14 protein-coding genes and 1 tRNA gene are annotated in these 17,953 nt (G+C 44.2%); 13 read left to right on the top strand and 2 right to left on the bottom strand.

Annotated elements, in window-relative coordinates:
* Window positions 1–41 precede the first annotated feature (41 nt).
* From pcrA to AM500_RS24055, 10 genes are all read left to right on the top strand, one after another.
* Window positions 42–2,309 (top strand): DNA helicase PcrA, encoded by a 2,268-nt coding sequence (pcrA, locus tag AM500_RS24100; protein ID WP_053601490.1) that lies wholly within the window; start codon window positions 42–44, stop codon window positions 2,307–2,309.
* Between the two features lie 28 nt (window positions 2,310–2,337).
* Complete coding sequence (ligA, locus tag AM500_RS24095; RefSeq protein ID WP_053601489.1) at window positions 2,338–4,341, top strand: NAD-dependent DNA ligase LigA; 2,004 nt, start codon at window positions 2,338–2,340, stop codon at window positions 4,339–4,341.
* Between the two features lie 14 nt (window positions 4,342–4,355).
* Window positions 4,356–5,525, top strand: a complete 1,170-nt coding sequence (locus AM500_RS24090) for a CamS family sex pheromone protein (RefSeq protein ID WP_053601488.1) — start codon at window positions 4,356–4,358, stop codon at window positions 5,523–5,525.
* 186 nt (window positions 5,526–5,711) lie between these two features.
* A complete protein-coding gene (aceA, locus tag AM500_RS24085; RefSeq protein WP_053601487.1) occupies window positions 5,712–6,995 on the top strand; it encodes an isocitrate lyase in 1,284 nt (427 codons plus the stop codon).
* A 149-nt stretch (window positions 6,996–7,144) separates the two neighbouring features.
* Window positions 7,145–7,588 (top strand): YueI family protein, encoded by a 444-nt coding sequence (locus AM500_RS24080; protein WP_053601486.1) that lies wholly within the window; start codon window positions 7,145–7,147, stop codon window positions 7,586–7,588.
* Window positions 7,589–7,783: 195 nt separating this feature from the next.
* Window positions 7,784–8,605 carry a VanW family protein gene (locus AM500_RS24075; protein WP_053601485.1) on the top strand — a complete coding sequence of 274 codons (822 nt, stop codon included), beginning with the start codon at window positions 7,784–7,786 and terminating at the stop codon, window positions 8,603–8,605.
* Window positions 8,606–8,970: 365 nt separating this feature from the next.
* Window positions 8,971–9,264, top strand: coding sequence for an Asp-tRNA(Asn)/Glu-tRNA(Gln) amidotransferase subunit GatC (gene gatC, locus AM500_RS24070; RefSeq protein ID WP_053601484.1), 294 nt, complete (start codon window positions 8,971–8,973; stop codon window positions 9,262–9,264).
* A 12-nt stretch (window positions 9,265–9,276) separates the two neighbouring features.
* The gene (gatA, locus tag AM500_RS24065) at window positions 9,277–10,716 is read left to right on the top strand and encodes an Asp-tRNA(Asn)/Glu-tRNA(Gln) amidotransferase subunit GatA (RefSeq protein ID WP_053601483.1); all 1,440 of its coding nucleotides are present in this window, start codon (window positions 9,277–9,279) and stop codon (window positions 10,714–10,716) included.
* Window positions 10,717–10,729: 13 nt separating this feature from the next.
* Window positions 10,730–12,157, top strand: coding sequence for an Asp-tRNA(Asn)/Glu-tRNA(Gln) amidotransferase subunit GatB (gene gatB / locus AM500_RS24060; protein ID WP_053601482.1), 1,428 nt, complete (start codon window positions 10,730–10,732; stop codon window positions 12,155–12,157).
* 188 nt (window positions 12,158–12,345) lie between these two features.
* A tRNA-Pro gene (locus AM500_RS24055) sits at window positions 12,346–12,419 on the top strand.
* Between the two features lie 148 nt (window positions 12,420–12,567).
* On the opposite strand, the gene putP is transcribed toward AM500_RS24055, so the two are convergent.
* Window positions 12,568–14,061, bottom strand: coding sequence for a sodium/proline symporter PutP (putP, locus tag AM500_RS24050; protein ID WP_053601481.1), 1,494 nt, complete (start codon window positions 14,059–14,061; stop codon window positions 12,568–12,570).
* A gap of 218 nt (window positions 14,062–14,279) precedes the next feature.
* On the opposite strand from putP, the gene AM500_RS24045 reads away from it, so the two are divergent.
* Complete coding sequence (locus tag AM500_RS24045) at window positions 14,280–14,834, top strand: thioredoxin family protein (RefSeq protein WP_053601480.1); 555 nt, start codon at window positions 14,280–14,282, stop codon at window positions 14,832–14,834.
* A gap of 115 nt (window positions 14,835–14,949) precedes the next feature.
* Here the strand turns inward: AM500_RS24045 and plsY are convergent, their stop codons facing one another.
* Entirely contained in the window at window positions 14,950–15,582 is a 633-nt protein-coding gene (plsY, locus tag AM500_RS24040; RefSeq protein WP_053601479.1) for a glycerol-3-phosphate 1-O-acyltransferase PlsY, read from the bottom strand.
* Window positions 15,583–16,313: 731 nt separating this feature from the next.
* Between plsY and AM500_RS24035 the strand changes: the two genes are divergently transcribed.
* Entirely contained in the window at window positions 16,314–17,255 is a 942-nt protein-coding gene (locus tag AM500_RS24035) for a diacylglycerol kinase (RefSeq protein WP_053601478.1), read from the top strand.
* A gap of 136 nt (window positions 17,256–17,391) precedes the next feature.
* On the top strand, window positions 17,392–17,943 hold the full coding sequence (locus AM500_RS24030) for a cysteine hydrolase family protein (protein ID WP_053601477.1): 552 nt from the start codon (window positions 17,392–17,394) through the stop codon (window positions 17,941–17,943).
* The last annotated feature ends 10 nt before the right edge of the window (window positions 17,944–17,953 follow it).

The following is a 17,953-nucleotide window of genomic DNA, read 5'->3' as shown; positions in this document are numbered from 1 at the left end:
AAATGAAATTAGAACATATGTTTTGTTATGGTGGTGTAGAGATGCAATATCTTAAGGATAAACTGCTTGGCGGGCTTAACCCCCAGCAACAGGAAGCTGTTAAGGCAACAGATGGCCCCCTATTAATTATGGCAGGGGCAGGAAGTGGAAAGACCCGGGTTCTGACGCATCGAATCGGGTATTTGATGCTGGAAAAGGAGGTCAATCCCTATAACATTCTGGCAATCACATTTACAAATAAAGCTGCCCGTGAAATGAAGGAACGTGTTGCAAGAATGATGGGCGGTGTAGCGGAAGAAGTCTGGATTTCGACATTTCACTCGATGTGTGTGCGGATTTTACGGCGCGATATTGACAGGATTGGTTTCAACCGGAACTTTACAATACTTGATACTACTGACCAGCAATCGGTAATTAAGGGAATTCTCAAAGAGCAGAATCTTGATCCGAAAAAGTTTGATCCACGAGCTATCCTTGGTGCCATATCTTCTTCAAAAAACGAACTGACAGGCCCAGAGGAATATGAAAATATGGCCGGTGATTATTTCCAGAGGCAGATTGCTGCCGTGTATAAGGAATATCAGAAGAAGCTGCGCAAGAACCAGGCTTTGGACTTTGACGACTTGATTATGATGACGATCAAGCTATTTGACCAGGTGCCGGATGTTTTAGAGAGATACCAGCGAAAATTCCAGTACATCCATGTGGATGAGTACCAGGATACAAACCGGGCGCAGTATACGCTCGTTAAAAAGCTTGCGGCACGGTTCAAGAATTTATGTGTTGTCGGTGATTCCGATCAGTCCATCTATAAATGGCGCGGAGCTGATATTGCCAATATACTTTCTTTTGAAAAAGACTATCCTAATGCAAGAGTGATTTTATTGGAACAAAATTACCGCTCCACTAAGCGAATTCTTCTCGCGGCAAATGAAGTGATTGCAAAGAATCTAAACCGAAAACCTAAGAATTTGTGGACAGAGAATCCTGAAGGAAATAAGCTCGTCTATTACAGAGCGGACAGTGAACAGGGAGAAGCTCAGTTCGTCGCCGGAAAAATTAAAGAGCTTACTGAATCGGGGGACTACAGCGCCTCTGATATTGCGATTTTATACAGAACGAACGCTCAATCACGGGTAATGGAGGAAGTTTTACTTAAATCGATCATTGATTACCACATCGTTGGAGGCATTAAGTTCTATGATCGGAAGGAAATCAAGGACATCCTTGCCTACTTAAGGCTTATATCAAACCCTGATGATGATATCAGCCTTCTCCGGGTAATCAATGTTCCGAAACGCGCACTTGGAGCCACGTCTGTGGACAAAATAATTGATTTTGCTGCGCTGCATGATTTGACACTATACCAGGCACTGGAATCTGTCGAGTTGATTGGGCTTAGTCCTAAAGCTGTTAAAGCAGCAGCTGGTTTCCGTGATTTGATTGGCAACTACAACCGGATGCAGGAATTCCTGTCTGTTACTGAAATTGTTGAGGACTTGCTTGATAAATCAGGCTACAGGGAGATGCTTCAAGCTGAAAAGTCGATTGAGGCTCAAAGCCGGCTTGAGAACCTTGAAGAATTGCTGTCGGTTACAAAGAATTTTGAGGAAACAAGTGAAGACAAGACCCTTGTCTCTTTCTTGACAGATTTGGCGCTGGTAGCCGATATTGATTCAATGGAAGAAGGGCAGGAAAAGACAGAGAAGGTCACCTTAATGACTCTCCACTCTGCCAAAGGGTTGGAGTTTCCAGTTGTTTTCCTAATTGGGCTTGAGGAAGGTGTATTCCCTCACAGCCGCTCGTTGATGGATGAAGGAGAAATGGAAGAAGAACGCAGGCTTGCCTATGTTGGGATAACAAGGGCTGAAAAGATCCTGTATCTCACAAACGCCCAAATGAGGACGCTATTTGGACGGACCAACATGAATCCTTCCTCGAGATTTATTAAAGAAATCCCATCAGAACTGCTAGAAGTGGTGGAACCTGCTGAAAGGCAATTTGGTTCTAGCCCATTCGGGAACGACAGGGGCCGCATTGGGTATTCCGATTCCGGCAGATGGCAGCCTGCGCGGCAAAGCCAGCCTGCACAGCCCGTTATTAGGAAACCAGTTTCACGGCCAGCTGCAACCGGTGGTGAAGGGCTTGCCTGGGGGGCCGGTGACAAGGCTGAACATGGAAAATGGGGAATTGGTACGGTCGTTGGAGTAAAAGGCGAGGGAGATGGCATGGAGCTTGATATTGCCTTCCCTAGCCCGGTTGGTATCAAGAGGCTATTAGCTAAATTCGCCCCGATTAAGAAACTGTAACAATTTCTGCGAAACGAGGGATTGATGGATGGATCTGCAAGCTGCCGAAATGAAAGTAAGGGAACTGCAAACCCTGCTGCATCAATATGGATATGAATATTATGTTCTTGATAAACCATCAGTTCCGGATGCTGAATACGATAGGCTCCTCCGTGAATTGATTGAGCTAGAAGAGATGTATCCGCAGTTTAAAACCCCCGACTCCCCTACTGTACGGGTAGGAGGGGCTGTGCTGGATATGTTTGAAAAGGTCCGGCACCGGAGTCCGATGCTTAGCCTTGGAAATGCCTTCAACGAGGCTGATCTCCGGGATTTTGACAGGAGAGTCCGGCAGGTTGTTGGAAACAATTTTTCCTATGTTTGCGAACTGAAGATTGATGGTCTGGCGGTATCACTCAGGTATGAGGACGGACGCTTCGTCCAGGGGGCAACCAGGGGCGACGGAACAACTGGAGAGGATATCACCGCAAATCTTCGCACAATTAAATCAATCCCTTTGCGGTTAAGGGAGTCTGTTTCATTAGAAGTGCGCGGCGAGGCATTTATGCCGAAGCGCTCCTTTGAAAAACTGAATGAAGCAAAGGCCGAACGCGGTGAGGAGCCATTTGCAAATCCCAGAAATGCGGCTGCAGGTTCTCTTCGCCAGCTTGATACAAGCATAGCAGCATCCAGGAACCTAGATATATTTCTATATGCGGTGGCTGATGCTGCTGCCCTCGGTCTTCAATCGCATAGCGAAGCCCTTGATTATATTGAAAAAATCGGATTTAAGACGAATAAGGAAAGGCGCAAATGTGGAAGCATTGAGGAAGTCCTGGAGTATATAAATGGCTGGGGTGAAAAACGCCCAAATCTGGATTATGACATCGACGGTATCGTCATCAAGGTTGATTCCTATTACCAACAGGAGGAACTGGGGTATACGGCAAAAAGCCCTCGCTGGTCTATTGCGTATAAGTTTCCTGCTGAAGAAGTTGTCACAACCCTCCTGGATATTGAGCTGAGTGTTGGCCGAACCGGGGTAATCACACCGACGGCCATCCTTGAACCAGTACGTGTTGCCGGGACAACGGTCCAGCGTGCGTCCCTTCATAATGAAGACCTGATTAGAGAAAAGGATTTGAAGATTGGCGATAAGGTTGTCGTCAAAAAAGCCGGCGATATTATTCCTGAGGTTGTCAACGTACTCCCTGAGCAAAGGACTGGTGATGAAAAGGACTTCTTTATGCCCACAAACTGTCCTGAATGCGATAATGAACTTGTCCGTATCGAGGGTGAAGTTGCACTCCGCTGCTTGAACCCAAAATGCCCTGCACAAATCAGGGAAGGGCTGATTCACTTTGTTTCTCGGAATGCAATGAATATCGATGGCCTTGGTGAGAAGGTCATATCTCAATTGTTTGCCCATAAATTGATTGAAGATGTTGCTGATATCTATAAGTTAACTGCCGATCAGCTCCTGGCCCTTGAGAGGATGGGTGAAAAGAGCGTCACCAACCTGCTCAATGCAATAGAAGCCTCTAAGGAGAATTCGCTTGAACGGCTCCTATTTGGGCTTGGGATCCGCCATGTCGGTGAAAAGGCTGCGAAAACTCTGGCGCAGGAATTTGAAACAATGGACAGCCTGGCTGCAGCAACAGAGACTGAGCTAATTGCCATAAGTGAAATTGGTGAAAAAATGGCCAGTTCAATTGCGGCGTTCTTTGCAGAGGAAGAGGTAATGGAATTACTTGCAGAACTGAAGGAAGTTGGCCTTAACATGGACTATAAGGGTCCGCGTAAGTCCGCTGCCCCTGCAGATTCAATGTTCGCGGGCAAGACAGTTGTTTTGACAGGGAAATTGGAAAAACTGACTAGAAATGAAGCGAAAGAAAAGCTTGAAGCGCTCGGGGCAAATGTAGCCGGCAGCGTCAGTAAGAAGACAGATATTCTTGTCGCCGGTGAGGATGCAGGCTCAAAGCTCACAAAGGCGACTGAGCTGGGAATAGAAATTTGGGATGAAGAGAGGCTGCTTGAGGAAATCGAACAATAAGAGGTGCAGGAAACGTGAGAAAGCTATCAGTCGCGCTTATATCCCTGGCCCTTCTGCTTGGGGCCTGTGCCCCGAACTTTGATAAGCAGGAGGAAGTCATAGACAATTCGACTAAATCCAAGGAAAATGCGATTATTCCGAAATACCAAATATCAGATAAGTTTTATAGGACGCTGCTTCCTTTTGAACCAAGTGAAGCAAGAGGTTTGACAGTAAATAATCTTAACACCCGATATGATATCAATGAATTTGAAATGGGCTTGATGCGGATTGCCCAAAACACATTCGACCCTGATACGTATGTGTTTCGCGAAGGGCAGCAATTGAAGAAGAAAACAGTTCAGTCCTGGCTCGCAAGGAAATATACAAAAAAGCAGCTAGCTGAGTTGAAGTTAAAAGAAGAAGAAAATCTTGGCTTAAATCCGGTTGACCCAGGTACAGGTTCCATAGAGGCTCGAAATGAAAAAGCGCCGATTTACCTCGCTCATATCCTTGAACATAATTACTTGATCAAGGGTGAGGACGACAAAATGAAGCTGGCTGGGGTAACGATTGGCCTTGCCCTTAACTCGGTTCATTATTATCAAAAAGAGCAGTATGGCGATGTTTTTGATGTGAATATAAAGAGGGCTGATATGGAGCGGGAAGGCAAGAAAATCGCTCAGGAAGTTCTTAAAAGGCTCCGCTCAATGAACCAATTAAAGAATATTCCAATTACAATTGCCCTCTTTGAACAAGCGAGCAGTGATTCTGTAGTGCCGGGTAATTTTTTTGCATACACAACCGTAAAACAGGGAAACTCCATTAGCGACTGGGAAAAAGTAAATGAAAAATACTACTTATTCCCGACAGATGATGAGGCAAAAGAAAAACATCGTGAAGACGTTGTTGCATTTGAAAACTTTAAGATGGATGTTGAGAAGTATTTTCCGAATTATAATGGTGTTGTAGGTAAAGCCCATTATCTTGAGGATGAACTCCAAGAATTAAGTATATCAATCCCAATTCAGTTTTATGGGAAGGCAGAGGCAATCGGTTTTACCCAGTATGTAACCGGGCTTATCATGGAATACTTCCCAGAATACATTTCAGTATCGGTCGATATCAATTCGGTAAATGGTCCAGAGGCATTAATTGTAAAAAAGGCAGACCAGAAAGAACCATTTGTCCATATCTATGAATAAACATGTTTGTACCCAGGGTTTTATGACCTGGGTACTTTTTATTTCTTTAGTCCTACTTTTCAGGATTTTGGTAAAAAAGTGAAAATTTTATACTTAAAATAGTTTCCTTTTTGAAAGTCGTGTTATATAATACTAATAGTTTAATAAAGTTGTATTATAACAGAAAATTTAAGGAGGATTTTGGAGATGAACAATTCACGTGTAAAGCAATTGGAGGAAAGCTGGCAGCTGAACAGCCGCTGGAACGGAGTGGAGAGAACTTACACTGCACAAGATGTTGTTAAGCTGCGGGGGTCGCTTGACATTGAACATACACTTGCAAGAAGGGGAGCTGAAAAGCTTTGGAACCTTCTTCAGGAAGAGGATTATATTAACGCCTTGGGCGCTTTGACTGGGAACCAGGCCATCCAGCAGGTCAAAGCAGGCCTGAAGGCAATATACTTAAGCGGATGGCAGGTAGCGGCTGATGCAAACCTTTCAGGCCATATGTATCCTGATCAAAGCCTCTATCCTGCAAATAGCGTGCCAAGCGTCGTCAAGCGTATCAACCAGGCGCTTCAGCGTGCTGATCAAATTCACTACAGTGAAGGAGATACTTCGACAGATTGGTTTGTGCCGATTGTGGCCGATGCCGAAGCAGGCTTTGGCGGCCAGCTGAATGTTTTTGAGCTGATGAAGGGCATGATTGAAGCGGGTGCGGCGGGTGTTCACTTTGAGGATCAGCTTTCTTCTGAAAAAAAATGCGGGCATTTGGGTGGAAAGGTTCTCCTGCCAACTCAGACTGCGGTTAAAAATCTGATTGCAGCCAGGCTGGCAGCTGATGTAATGGGTGTTCCAACTGTTATTGTCGCACGCACAGATGCCAATGCTGCTGACTTGATTACAAGTGACATTGATCCATATGATCACGAATTCCTGACTGGTGAACGAACACCTGAAGGATTTTTCAAAACAAAATCCGGCCTTGATCAGGCAATTGCAAGAGGGCTGGCGTATGCTCCTTATGCTGACCTTGTCTGGTGTGAGACTTCAGAGCCGAATCTTGAGGAAGCCAGGCTTTTTGCTGAAGCGATTCATGAAAAATACCCAGGCAAGCTGCTCGCATATAACTGTTCACCTTCTTTTAACTGGAAGAAGAAGCTTAATCAGGAGACAATAGAAAAGTTCCAGGTTGAGCTCGGCAATATGGGCTACAAGTTCCAGTTCGTGACATTAGCAGGCTTCCACGCCCTTAACCACAGCATGTTTGAGCTTGCTCGCGGATACAAGGAACGCGGAATGGCAGCCTACTCTGAGTTGCAGCAGGCAGAGTTTGCAAGCGAACAACATGGTTATACCGCGACAAGGCATCAGCGTGAGGTAGGTACGGGATACTTTGATGAGGTGGCAATGGTTATTTCCGGCGGCACATCCTCAACAGTTGCCCTCAAGGGTTCTACGGAAGCGGAACAATTCACGCCTGCTAAATAATTGATAGGCAGTCCCCCAGGGGGCTGCTTTTTGTTTCCTCAAGATTAAAAAGCTGGCAAGAGTTCAGTTTTTTTACTAGTATGAAGGGAAGTTGCACGGTTTTTTGGGAATAATCATACATAATAAGAAACAGGAGACGGGGTGAAGCGATGGGGAAGCCAACGGTGGAGGATGTTCTGCAGCAGGGGATTCATGGGCAAAAGCAGCTGAAGCCCGAGGAACGGCGTAAATTCCTGGGAACAATCAGGGAGCGTGTGCTCATTGCGCTAAAAAAGGGCCAAGTACTTGCTGAAGGAACATACGTCCAGGTGGAACAGTTAATGAAGGAATTCCAGGACGCCCATTTATACATGAACGGTACTCTCTCTTATGAGGATTTTTCCAAATACCTGAAAATGGCCAGGGAAAATAATATCGAGTATACAATTGTAACCAACAAAGAACACGATTCAGATCTTGGATTGGTGTTAGCTTGCCCGTATGCAGTAGATAAGGAAGAAATTTACGTGAAAGCCAATGTAGTTCAGGAAGAAATAAAGCCTCAAGCGAAGAAGGGTTTTTTTGGAAAGGTGTTTGGCTGGGTACGAAAATAAATCTGGACCTCGAATAATCGGGGTTCTTTTTTTCGCTTTAAGCTGTAATGACTTGTGGGGTCCTAAGGCGGTCGAATTCGTATTTCACAATTTTGGCAGGTTTTGGATTAAATTGCTCAGAAAACCCCCTTTCTTTTTTAGATAAAAGAGATTAGTATATGGTTTAAAAGATTTGAAGAAAAGGGGCCAAAACAAATGAACATGGCTGAAATACGGCCAAAAGAGCGTTCTGAGTTAAGGATCAAGCTTGGTAAGACATTTTATACATGGAAACGATATTTTGAATGGTTGATAGATGGGAATATATATGCGAAAGAACGAGACAGGGTTCTTCTGCCCTACTCGGCCTTCGGACATCAAACCCCTTTGATGCGAGAATTACAGGGTGTGGATATAACGTGCCAGCAAAATAAAATAAAGAATCTCAAGCTTGCGGTAGAGAAGGTAAATGGGATTATTATTAAGCCCGGTGAGACGTTTTCCTATTGGAAGTTGATAGGCAATCCTACTAAAAGAAAAGGGTATGTCGACGGAATGGTCCTCCATTATGGACGCTATTTGAAGGACACTGGTGGTGGGTTATGCCAGCTTTCTAATTTAATATACTGGATGGCACTCCACACACCTTTGTCGGTGACAGAACGCCATCGCCATAGTTTCGATGTGTTTCCGGATTCTAACCGTACACAGCCATTTGGGAGCGGAGCAACCTGTTCATATAATGACCGTGATTTACGGATTAAAAATGAAACGGATGTGCCTTACCAGCTACATGTCCGAATGACTGATACCCATCTTGTGGGTGAGTGGCGCTGCGTGGAGCCTCAAGTCCATGCGTATCATATTTATGAAAAAGACCATAGCATTACCCGAGCCTTTTGGGGTGGCTATATACGGCATAATGAGCTCTGGCGTAAAGCGTACAACCGCCAGCATAAGCTTGTCAGCGAAGAATTTATTACTGAAAATAATGCTATAATGATGTATGAGCCTCAGCTGGAACAAAAGGCAGAGTAAAGGGTACCCGCTCCATGTGCGGGTGCTCTTATTTATTTTAAAAGAATAAATATCCTTATTTAAGCTATATGGGATTAATTAAGCTTTCCGAGAACGAGATTTATTTATAAAAGAAAGAGGCCAGCTAATGTCTAACCCGCAGACATAAGGCTTAGTTGCTCTAGCTACAAATGCTCATGCCATAGCTGTATAATGTAGCTCGATTCCACAAATAAAGCCACTAAAAAGGGGCTATTTTTTCAGATAAATGGTTACTTCTAGATATAGGATTATTTTACAAAGAGAAATCTTACTACTCCCCATTTTAATCCTACTGAAGTTTCTGTTATTATCAATAGTATTATGATTGAACGGGAGGAATGAGGATGTCGAGAATTTCACTTGATCAGGTCCGGCATGTGGCGAACCTTGCCCGGCTTGATATTACCAGTGAGGAAGCGGAAAAATTTGCCCACCAGCTGGATGCAATTATTACTTTTGCCGAACAGTTGAATGAACTGGATACGGAAGGCGTTGAGCCAACGTCTCATGTGCTTCCGATGACCAATGTTTTAAGAGACGATAAAGCTAGACAAGGCCTTCCTCGGGAACAGGTCTTGAAGAATGCACCAGACCAGCAGGATGGTTACTTTCGGGTACCGTCAATTTTAGAGGAATAAGGAGGAACGTTTGTGAGTTTATTTGATCATACTCTCGAGGATTTAAGGGAGTTATTGCAGAAAAAGGAACTATCCTCCTTGGATCTTGTTGAGGAGTCTTATAAGCGGATTGCCGAGGTAGATGGGAAGGTTCAGGCCTTTCTGACACTCGATGAGAATGGTGCCCGTGCCAAGGCACAAAAGCAACAAACTGCTAATGAAATTCTATCTGGAATGCCGATTGGCATAAAGGACAACATTGTCACTAAGGGACTTAAAACAACATGCTCAAGTAAGATACTTGGCAACTTTGACCCTATATACAATGCGACTGTCATGGAAAAGCTTGATGCTGCAGGAACGATTACAATTGGCAAACTCAATATGGATGAATTTGCAATGGGATCGTCAAACGAAAACTCTGCTTATCAAAAGACTCGGAACCCATGGGACCTGGAAAGGGTACCCGGCGGATCCTCTGGCGGTTCTGCGGCATCGGTTGCTGCGGGGGAAGTGTTGTTTTCGCTTGGCTCCGATACAGGCGGATCTATTCGACAGCCGGCTTCTTTTTGTGGAGTTGTCGGGATGAAACCTACATATGGCCGCGTATCGCGCTATGGCCTTGTTGCTTTCGCGTCATCACTTGATCAAATCGGCCCAATTACAAGGAACGTGAAGGACAATGCGTATCTCCTGAATGCAATTTGCGGAATTGACCCAATGGACTCAACATCTGCAAACATGGAGGTTCCGGATTTCACAAATGGGTTAACGGGCGATATAAAAGGAATGAAAATTGGGATTCCAAAAGAGTACTTGGGCGAAGGTGTCCAAGAAGAAGTGAAAAACTCGATCAAGGCGGCGTTAAATGTACTTGAGGGACAAGGGGCTATCATTGAAGAAGTATCCCTGCCTCATTCGAAGTATGCTTTAGCGGCCTACTATATTTTATCTTCTTCAGAAGCATCGGCTAATCTTGCGCGTTTTGATGGGGTACGATACGGACATCGCACCGAACACGCCGAAGACCTGCTCAGCATGTACAAAAAGACACGTTCAGAAGGCTTTGGTGACGAGGTAAAACGCCGCATTATGCTTGGGACTTTTGCATTAAGCTCGGGTTACTATGATGCGTACTACAAAAAGGCGCAAAAAGTTCGGACTTTGATTAAAAAGGACTTTGAGGATGTATTCCAAAAGTATGACCTGATAGTCGGGCCAACCACTCCTACTCCAGCTTTTAAAATTGGCGAGATTATTGATGACCCGCTGACAATGTATGCGAATGATATCCTGACTATACCAGTCAATCTAGCAGGGGTACCAGCAATTTCGGTGCCGTGCGGGTTTAGTAATGGGCTTCCACTTGGTTTGCAGATAATCGGCAAGCATTTTGATGAAGCAACGATTTATCGGGCCGCGTATGCTTTTGAACAGGCAACCAACTATCATAAACAGCGGCCGGCGCTTTAAGGAGGGGAACAGAATGGATTTTGAAACAGTCATTGGCCTTGAGGTCCACGTTGAATTAAAAACCGAGTCGAAAATTTTTTCAACTAGCCCCAATCATTTTGGTGCCGAACCAAATACAAATACAACCGTCATCGACTTGGGCTACCCGGGTGTCCTGCCCGTACTGAATAAAAAGGCTGTTGAATATGCAATCAAAGCGGCGATGGCGCTGAATTGTGAAATTGCGCCAGTTACGAAGTTCGACCGGAAAAATTATTTTTATCCCGATAATCCAAAAGCGTTTCAAATTTCACAATTTGATAAGCCGATTGGAGAAAATGGCTGGATAGAGATTGAAGTAAACGGATATAAGAAAAAAATCGGTATTACAAGGCTTCACTTGGAAGAAGATGCAGGGAAACTAAACCATGTTTCAGGTGCTTCACTTGTCGATTACAACAGGCAGGGTACTCCGCTAGTTGAAATCGTCTCTGAACCAGACATCCGAACCCCGGATGAAGCATATGCCTATCTTGAAAAGTTGAAATCAATCATTCTGTACACTGGAGTGTCCGATGTCAAGATGGAGGAAGGCTCGCTTCGCTGTGATGCGAATATCTCAATCCGCCCTGTTGGACAGGAAGAGTTCGGTACAAAAACAGAATTGAAAAACCTTAACTCTTTTAACTTCGTGAGAAGGGGCCTTGAACACGAAGAAAAACGCCAGCGGGAAGTCGTAAGCGCAGGAGGGGAAATCCGCCAGGAAACACGCCGTTACGATGAAGCAACCGGCACGACAATTCTGATGAGGGTAAAAGAAGGTTCTGATGATTACCGTTACTTCCCGGAACCTGACCTTCTTGATGTTGTAATCGATGAAGAGTGGAAGGCAAGAATCCAGGCGGAAATACCGGAGCTTCCGGATTCCCGGATTGAGCGGTATGTATCCCAGCTTGGATTGCCTGAGTATGATGCGAAGGTGCTGACGGCGACTCGGGAAATGGCAGATTTCTTCGAAGCCACTGTTGCTGCCGGGGCGGATGCCAAACAAGCATCGAACTGGCTGATGGGTGAGGTTTCAGCTTATTTAAAGTCCGAACAGAAAGAATTGGGGGTAACAAAGCTGACCCCAGAAAATCTGTCTGGATTGATTAAGCTAATTGGTGATGGTACGATTTCCTCCAAGATTGCCAAGACTGTCTTCAAGGAACTGATTGAAAACGGGGGCAATGCAGGAGAAATTGTTAAGGCAAAAGGCCTGGTTCAGATTTCCGATGAAGGGGCCTTGCTGAAAATCGTCAACGAAACACTTGATGCAAATCCTCAATCGATTGAGGATTTCAAAAATGGAAAAAGTAAAGCAACTGGTTATCTTGTCGGCCAGATTATGAAAGCTACGAAGGGCCAGGCAAATCCACAGCTGGTCAATAAAATCCTCGCAGAGGAAATAACCAAACGTTAAAGGCAGGCGGGAGTTTCCCGCCTGTTTTTTCGACGATTCCTGCAGACCAAGTTTGGTTAAAAAGCACTTGCAGCAGGGGTTTTTAAAAATTTAATCAAACGTTTGATTAAATTGGGTTTTGTCGAAAAACGATATATTAATCTTCTGGAATTTGAATTAGCTTGGAGCTATACTAATCTTGATCGCTGCGGGATGTAGCTCAGCTTGGTAGAGCACTAGCATGGGGTGCTAGGGGTCGCAGGTTCAATTCCTGTCATCCCGATAGAACAAAAGCGCAAGCGCCTTGGTGAGATGCAACTTCGGGGTGGAGCTAGACGTAGACAAACTAGATAAAAAAGCCAACTGCAATCGCGAAATATAATAACGAAAATAAGGAGCCAGGCACTGAGATGCCTGGCTCCTTAATTCATTTAATCTTGTGTTAACAATCGGATACTTTCGTCGAATTCTTTTTCGATAGCCGGATCCTTCTTATAGGTTGCCTTACTTACAAGCCAGGTAACCAGGAGGTTCAGCAGGAAGCCAGGAACGATTTCATAAAGTGTTTCGCCAAATAATACCTTGCCAAGGTCAAGCTCTGCCCAGATAATGACCGTAACAGCACCGATAATCATACCTGCGATGGCGCCCTGGCCAGTCATTTTCCTCCAGAACAGGCTAAGCAGTATGATTGGACCAAAGGAAGCCCCAAACCCCGCCCAGGCGTACGCTACCAAATCCAAAATGGTGTTGTCTGGATTCAAAGCAAGAAGAGCGGCAACGAGTGCGACAACGAGGACTGCCAACCTGCCGAGAAAGACAAGCTGCTTATCTGAAGCGTCCTTTTTAACAAGGACTTTATAAAGATCCTCAACCAATGCACTTGATGTAACAATAAGCTGGGAAGAGACAGTACTCATAATAGCAGCCAGAACCGCCGCAAGCATGAATCCGGCAAAGATTGGATGGAACAAAAGCTGCCCTAATAGAAGAAACACAGCTTCCGGATTGGCCAGTTCAACATCAGGATTTTGTTTAAAGTAGGCAATACCGACGAGTGCAGTAAAAATCGTCCCGAGTAACGAGAAAATCATCCAGCCCATTCCAATTCTCCGTGCGCTTTTCATTTCTTTTACATTGGTTATTGCCATAAAGCGGACGATGATGTGCGGCTGGCCAAAATAGCCTAGCCCCCAGGCCAGTGCAGAAATGACACCAATTATGGTTGCACCTTTAAAGAGACTCATGAATTCAGGATTTACCATACGAACGGTCTCAAATGTTTCAGAAGGTCCTCCAGTTGCAAAAATGCCGATGGCTGGTACAAGCAAGAGGGCAATCAGCATCATAAGCCCTTGAATAAAGTCAGTATAGCTGACCGCCAGGAAACCACCAAACAGCGTGTAGGCTACAACGACACCACCTACAATCAAGAGTCCGGTGAGGTAGCCTGTATCAAAGGAACTCTGAAAAAATACAGCACCTGATACTAAACCAGATGAGACATAAAAAGTGAAGAAAATTAAAATAACAATTCCGGATACTATTCTTAACAGGTTTGTATTATCTTTAAATCTGTTTTCAAGATAGCTCGGTATCGTAATTGAATCATTCGATACCTGGGTGTAGGAACGAAGGCGTGGAGCGACGAAAAGCCAGTTGATATACGCCCCTATTGTCAAGCCGATTGCAATCCAGGCATCCGCTAAACCACTTACATAAATTCCTCCCGGCAACCCCATCAACAGCCATCCGCTCATATCGGCTGCGCCAGCGCTTAAAGCTGTTACTGCCGGACCCAATGAGCGTCCCCCAAGCATATAGTCGGTCAGGTTGCTAGTCTTCCGATAAGCGTACCAGCCGATCCATAACATCGCGGCCATATAAATGCCTATCGAGATGAGTTGTAACGCCTCATTTGACATAATGTATCCCCCTTTATATTTCTAGAAGAATATTTTTAAAATATTCAGCATATAAAAAAAATTCTTCATTTACTATATATAATATAACTTGGATATCCTCGTCAAATCTAAAAATATTCCAATATAATAATAGTAAGTAAATGGAAAACTATGAACCAGGAACTTGATATCTCTAACAAGTGAGGTATGATGGAAGAAAAACAGAAAGGGTGGCTAGGATGGAGTTGAATAGCTGGTTTGAAAAAGGACTTACTGCAGATGAGTATATAGAAGGCATGGAAAAAAATAAAGAGAGCATGCTTAAAATTTTGGAGAAGTTTGAATTGGCCGAGCCTCAGAAAGCCCGACTTGAATCGCTGAAGGAAAAAGAGCTAAGAGTCCTTGTCCTTACCGAGGACTGGTGTGGGGATGCTATGCTTAATAACCCAATCCTTATGAAGATTGCTGAAGCAGGCGGCATGGAGGTTCGTTTCCTGTTGCGCGATCAAAACCTCGAGCTGATGGACCAATATCTCACGAATGGAACATCACGGGCAATTCCAATTTTTATTTTCATAAATCATGATGGAACTGAATATGCAGTGTGGGGACCCCGTGCCTTACAAGTTCAAGAGTTGGTTGAGCGTGGACGTGCTGAACTGCCTGCCAAGGAAGATCCGGACTTTGAAGGGAAGCAAAGGGAGTTTTACACGACACTGACAGAGTCTTACGTGACAGATAAAGGAATCTGGCAGACTGTTTCAGATAGTATTATTAATAAAATTGCGGGTTAGTCGATAGAAAAAAGCAGCCAGTGGCTGCTTTTTTCATTTTTAAGGAGGCCTAAGCCCCAGCGGCAAAAATCTTCACTCTAACACCGCTAAATGGGCGCTTTGGCCTTTTTCATGCTTAGCTGAAAGGCAGTGTTCCTCCACCTGAGGGCGGTATACGGTCTTTCTTTAAATTCTTGTCGTTAATTTTTGGCTCAATTCCTAGAAGGATATTCCGGATGTTCGAGCGGTGCAGGAATATAAGAAGTAGAGTAAATCCACAGAACAGCAATGTTAATCCTTCGGTTGGTACAAATAAGGAATAAATGAATAATGACAGTCCAACTGAAATGGAACCGAGAAAAACATACTTTGTTACAAAAATGACTAGAAAGAATGAAACATATGCAACGACAAGCATGGGGAAGCTCGCAACTAGGAGAGTACCGGCAGTCGTGGCAATCGCCTTTCCACCGCGAAACCCGGCAAATATCGGAAAACAGTGCCCAATTACTGCAACTAGCCCAAGATAAATAGGTTCGGCTGAAATTGAAAACAAAAGCGGCATGGAGGCGGCCAGGGCTCCCTTGCCAAGGTCAAAAATTAATACAAAAACTGCCGCTGCCTTTCCGAACACCCTCAATGTGTTCGTTGCCCCGGGATTATTGCTTCCGTGTTCACGGATGTCAACGCCGTAAACCAGTTTGCCGACAATCAACGCGGTAGGAAAAGAGCCGATAAGATAGGCTGCCAGAAAATAGACTACAATCATAGAATCATTCCTTTGAACACCGGTATTGGATTCCATTTTACCATAAGAATTGCATTATAATTACCTTTTTTGGAAAAATAAAGACATCCTTAGCTTCTTGTCCTTCAATAAAAATATATTCAGGACAGTTCAAATTAGTAGAAAGAAATTTTTATTTACTTGTAGGGATTACCATATCTGTTCCGTCTAATAGCATGGGAGAAAAGAGGGAAGAAAGAGAGCAGTGATACTGATTAATTGAAAGATGCTGGCCGGGAATAACCATACTTTCAGTTTGTTGGTTAAAAAGGACACATAGATGAATATAAACTGGATTAAAGTCGTGATTTGAATGGTGATGCTTACGGGGGCGCTCATGACGCTCCTGTTTAAAAGGAAAGGGAAGGCGGAGGAAAATGAGGGGCGGTATGTTTTGAATGGGGTGGCACTCACAATTCATTAGTATTATTAAAGAAAAGGATCTTACAGACAGAATAGCTCTCCGCCTTAATGCCATCCTTGTAATTTTGATTTCGTTTCAACTTTTGTAAAAGGATTCCTGTTCAAATAGTATAAAAAGCTTTCCTAAAAATTGGAATGGTACCTCGCATGAATTTTCTTTACAAAAGATTTTTCCAGGGAGTATGATTAGTATCGGACTTCCTGCAGAATTGCGGAAAGTGAAGTTTTGAGCTATGATGGTAAATGGTGGAATAAGACTATTTTTGTAATTTATTATAAGGATGATATCGATGAAAAGAGCGCGAATCATATATAACCCAACATCCGGAAGAGAAGCATTCAGAAGGCACCTTCCTGATGTGCTTGAAAAGCTTGAAAAGGCTGGCTATGAAGCATCCTGCCACGCAACTGCCGGGGAAGGGGATGCGATACTGGCAGCAAAGATTGCTGTTGAGCGGAGATATGACGTAGTGATTGCTGCCGGAGGGGACGGGACCATTAATGAAGTAGTCAATGGCCTTGCCCAGCAGGATTACCGCCCGAAACTGGGGATTATCCCGATGGGGACAACAAATGATTTTGCACGTGCCCTGCACATTCCAAGGGATATTGAGAGAGCAACTGATATTATTGTAAAGGGTGACCGAATCCCGGTCGATATTGGACGGATGAATGATAAATATTTCATCAATATTGCTGGTGGAGGACGGCTGACCGAACTGACATATGATGTTCCAAGCAAACTAAAGACCGTACTGGGCCAGCTGGCTTATTATCTTAAGGGTATGGAAATGCTGCCATCGATAAATGCCAGCCATGTTTGCATTGAATATGATGGGAAACTGTTCGAGGGAGAGGCCATGCTCTTTTTGATTGGTCTGACTAACTCGATTGGGGGCTTTGAAAAAATAGCTCCTGATGCGTCTTTGAATGACGGAATGTTTTCATTGTTGATTTTAAAAAAGGTAAATCTTGCGGAGTTCATCAGGGTGGCTACACTGGCTATTCGTGGTGAACATATCAAAGATGAAAATGTCATTTATACGAAAGCTAATCGGATTAAAATCCGCTCTAATGATAAGGTCCTCCTCAATCTTGATGGGGAGTACGGGGGCTTGCTGCCTGCCGAGTTTGAAAATTTATACAGGCATTTTGAAGTGTTTGCTCCGTTGGACGCGCTTCGACCAGAAGACCTGCCAGCCGATTGGATACCAGGAAAAGTCTACAGCTAAAAAGAAATCCCGCCGTGATGGCGGGATTTTTACTATTCAATCATTTAGCATCCGAGAATACCGAGAAATGGCGTTGCTCTGCCAGAATTGATACAATATTAGAAAAGATAGTTATTTTATGAAACGGGGTGGCAAAATGACGAAAAGGGCTTTAATCAATGTCGATTATACATATGACTTCGTTGCAGATGCAGGTGCCTTGACTTGCGGTGAGCCAGGCAGGGCGATTGAAAAGCGTATAACAGATTTAACTGAGGAATTCATTACGAATGGCGATTATACAATCTTTGCAATTGATGTCCATGATGCTGGTGATGAACTTCATCCAGAAACAAAGCTGTTTCCTCCCCATAATATCCGGGGAACAAGCGGAAGGGACCTTTATGGTGCGCTTCAATCGGTGTACGAAGAGCATAAGGATGCGGAAAATGTGTATTATATCGATAAAACGAGATATTCCGCTTTTGCCGGAACAGACCTTGAAATCAAGCTGAGGGAACGCGGAATTACCGAGGTTCATCTTGTTGGTGTATGTACGGATATTTGTGTCCTGCACACAGCAGTTGATGCCTACAATAAAGGCTTTAAAATTGTTGTGTATAAAGATGCGGTCGCTTCCTTCAATCAGGCTGGACACGATTGGGCGCTCGGTCATTTTACCGGTTCACTTGGAGCGGAAGTTACATAAGAGATGCGCA

It is taken from the genome of Bacillus sp. FJAT-18017 (assembly GCF_001278805.1).
GTDB lineage: Bacteria > Bacillota > Bacilli > Bacillales > Cytobacillaceae > Bacillus_D.
This window is presented reverse-complemented; position numbering and strand designations above follow the sequence as displayed.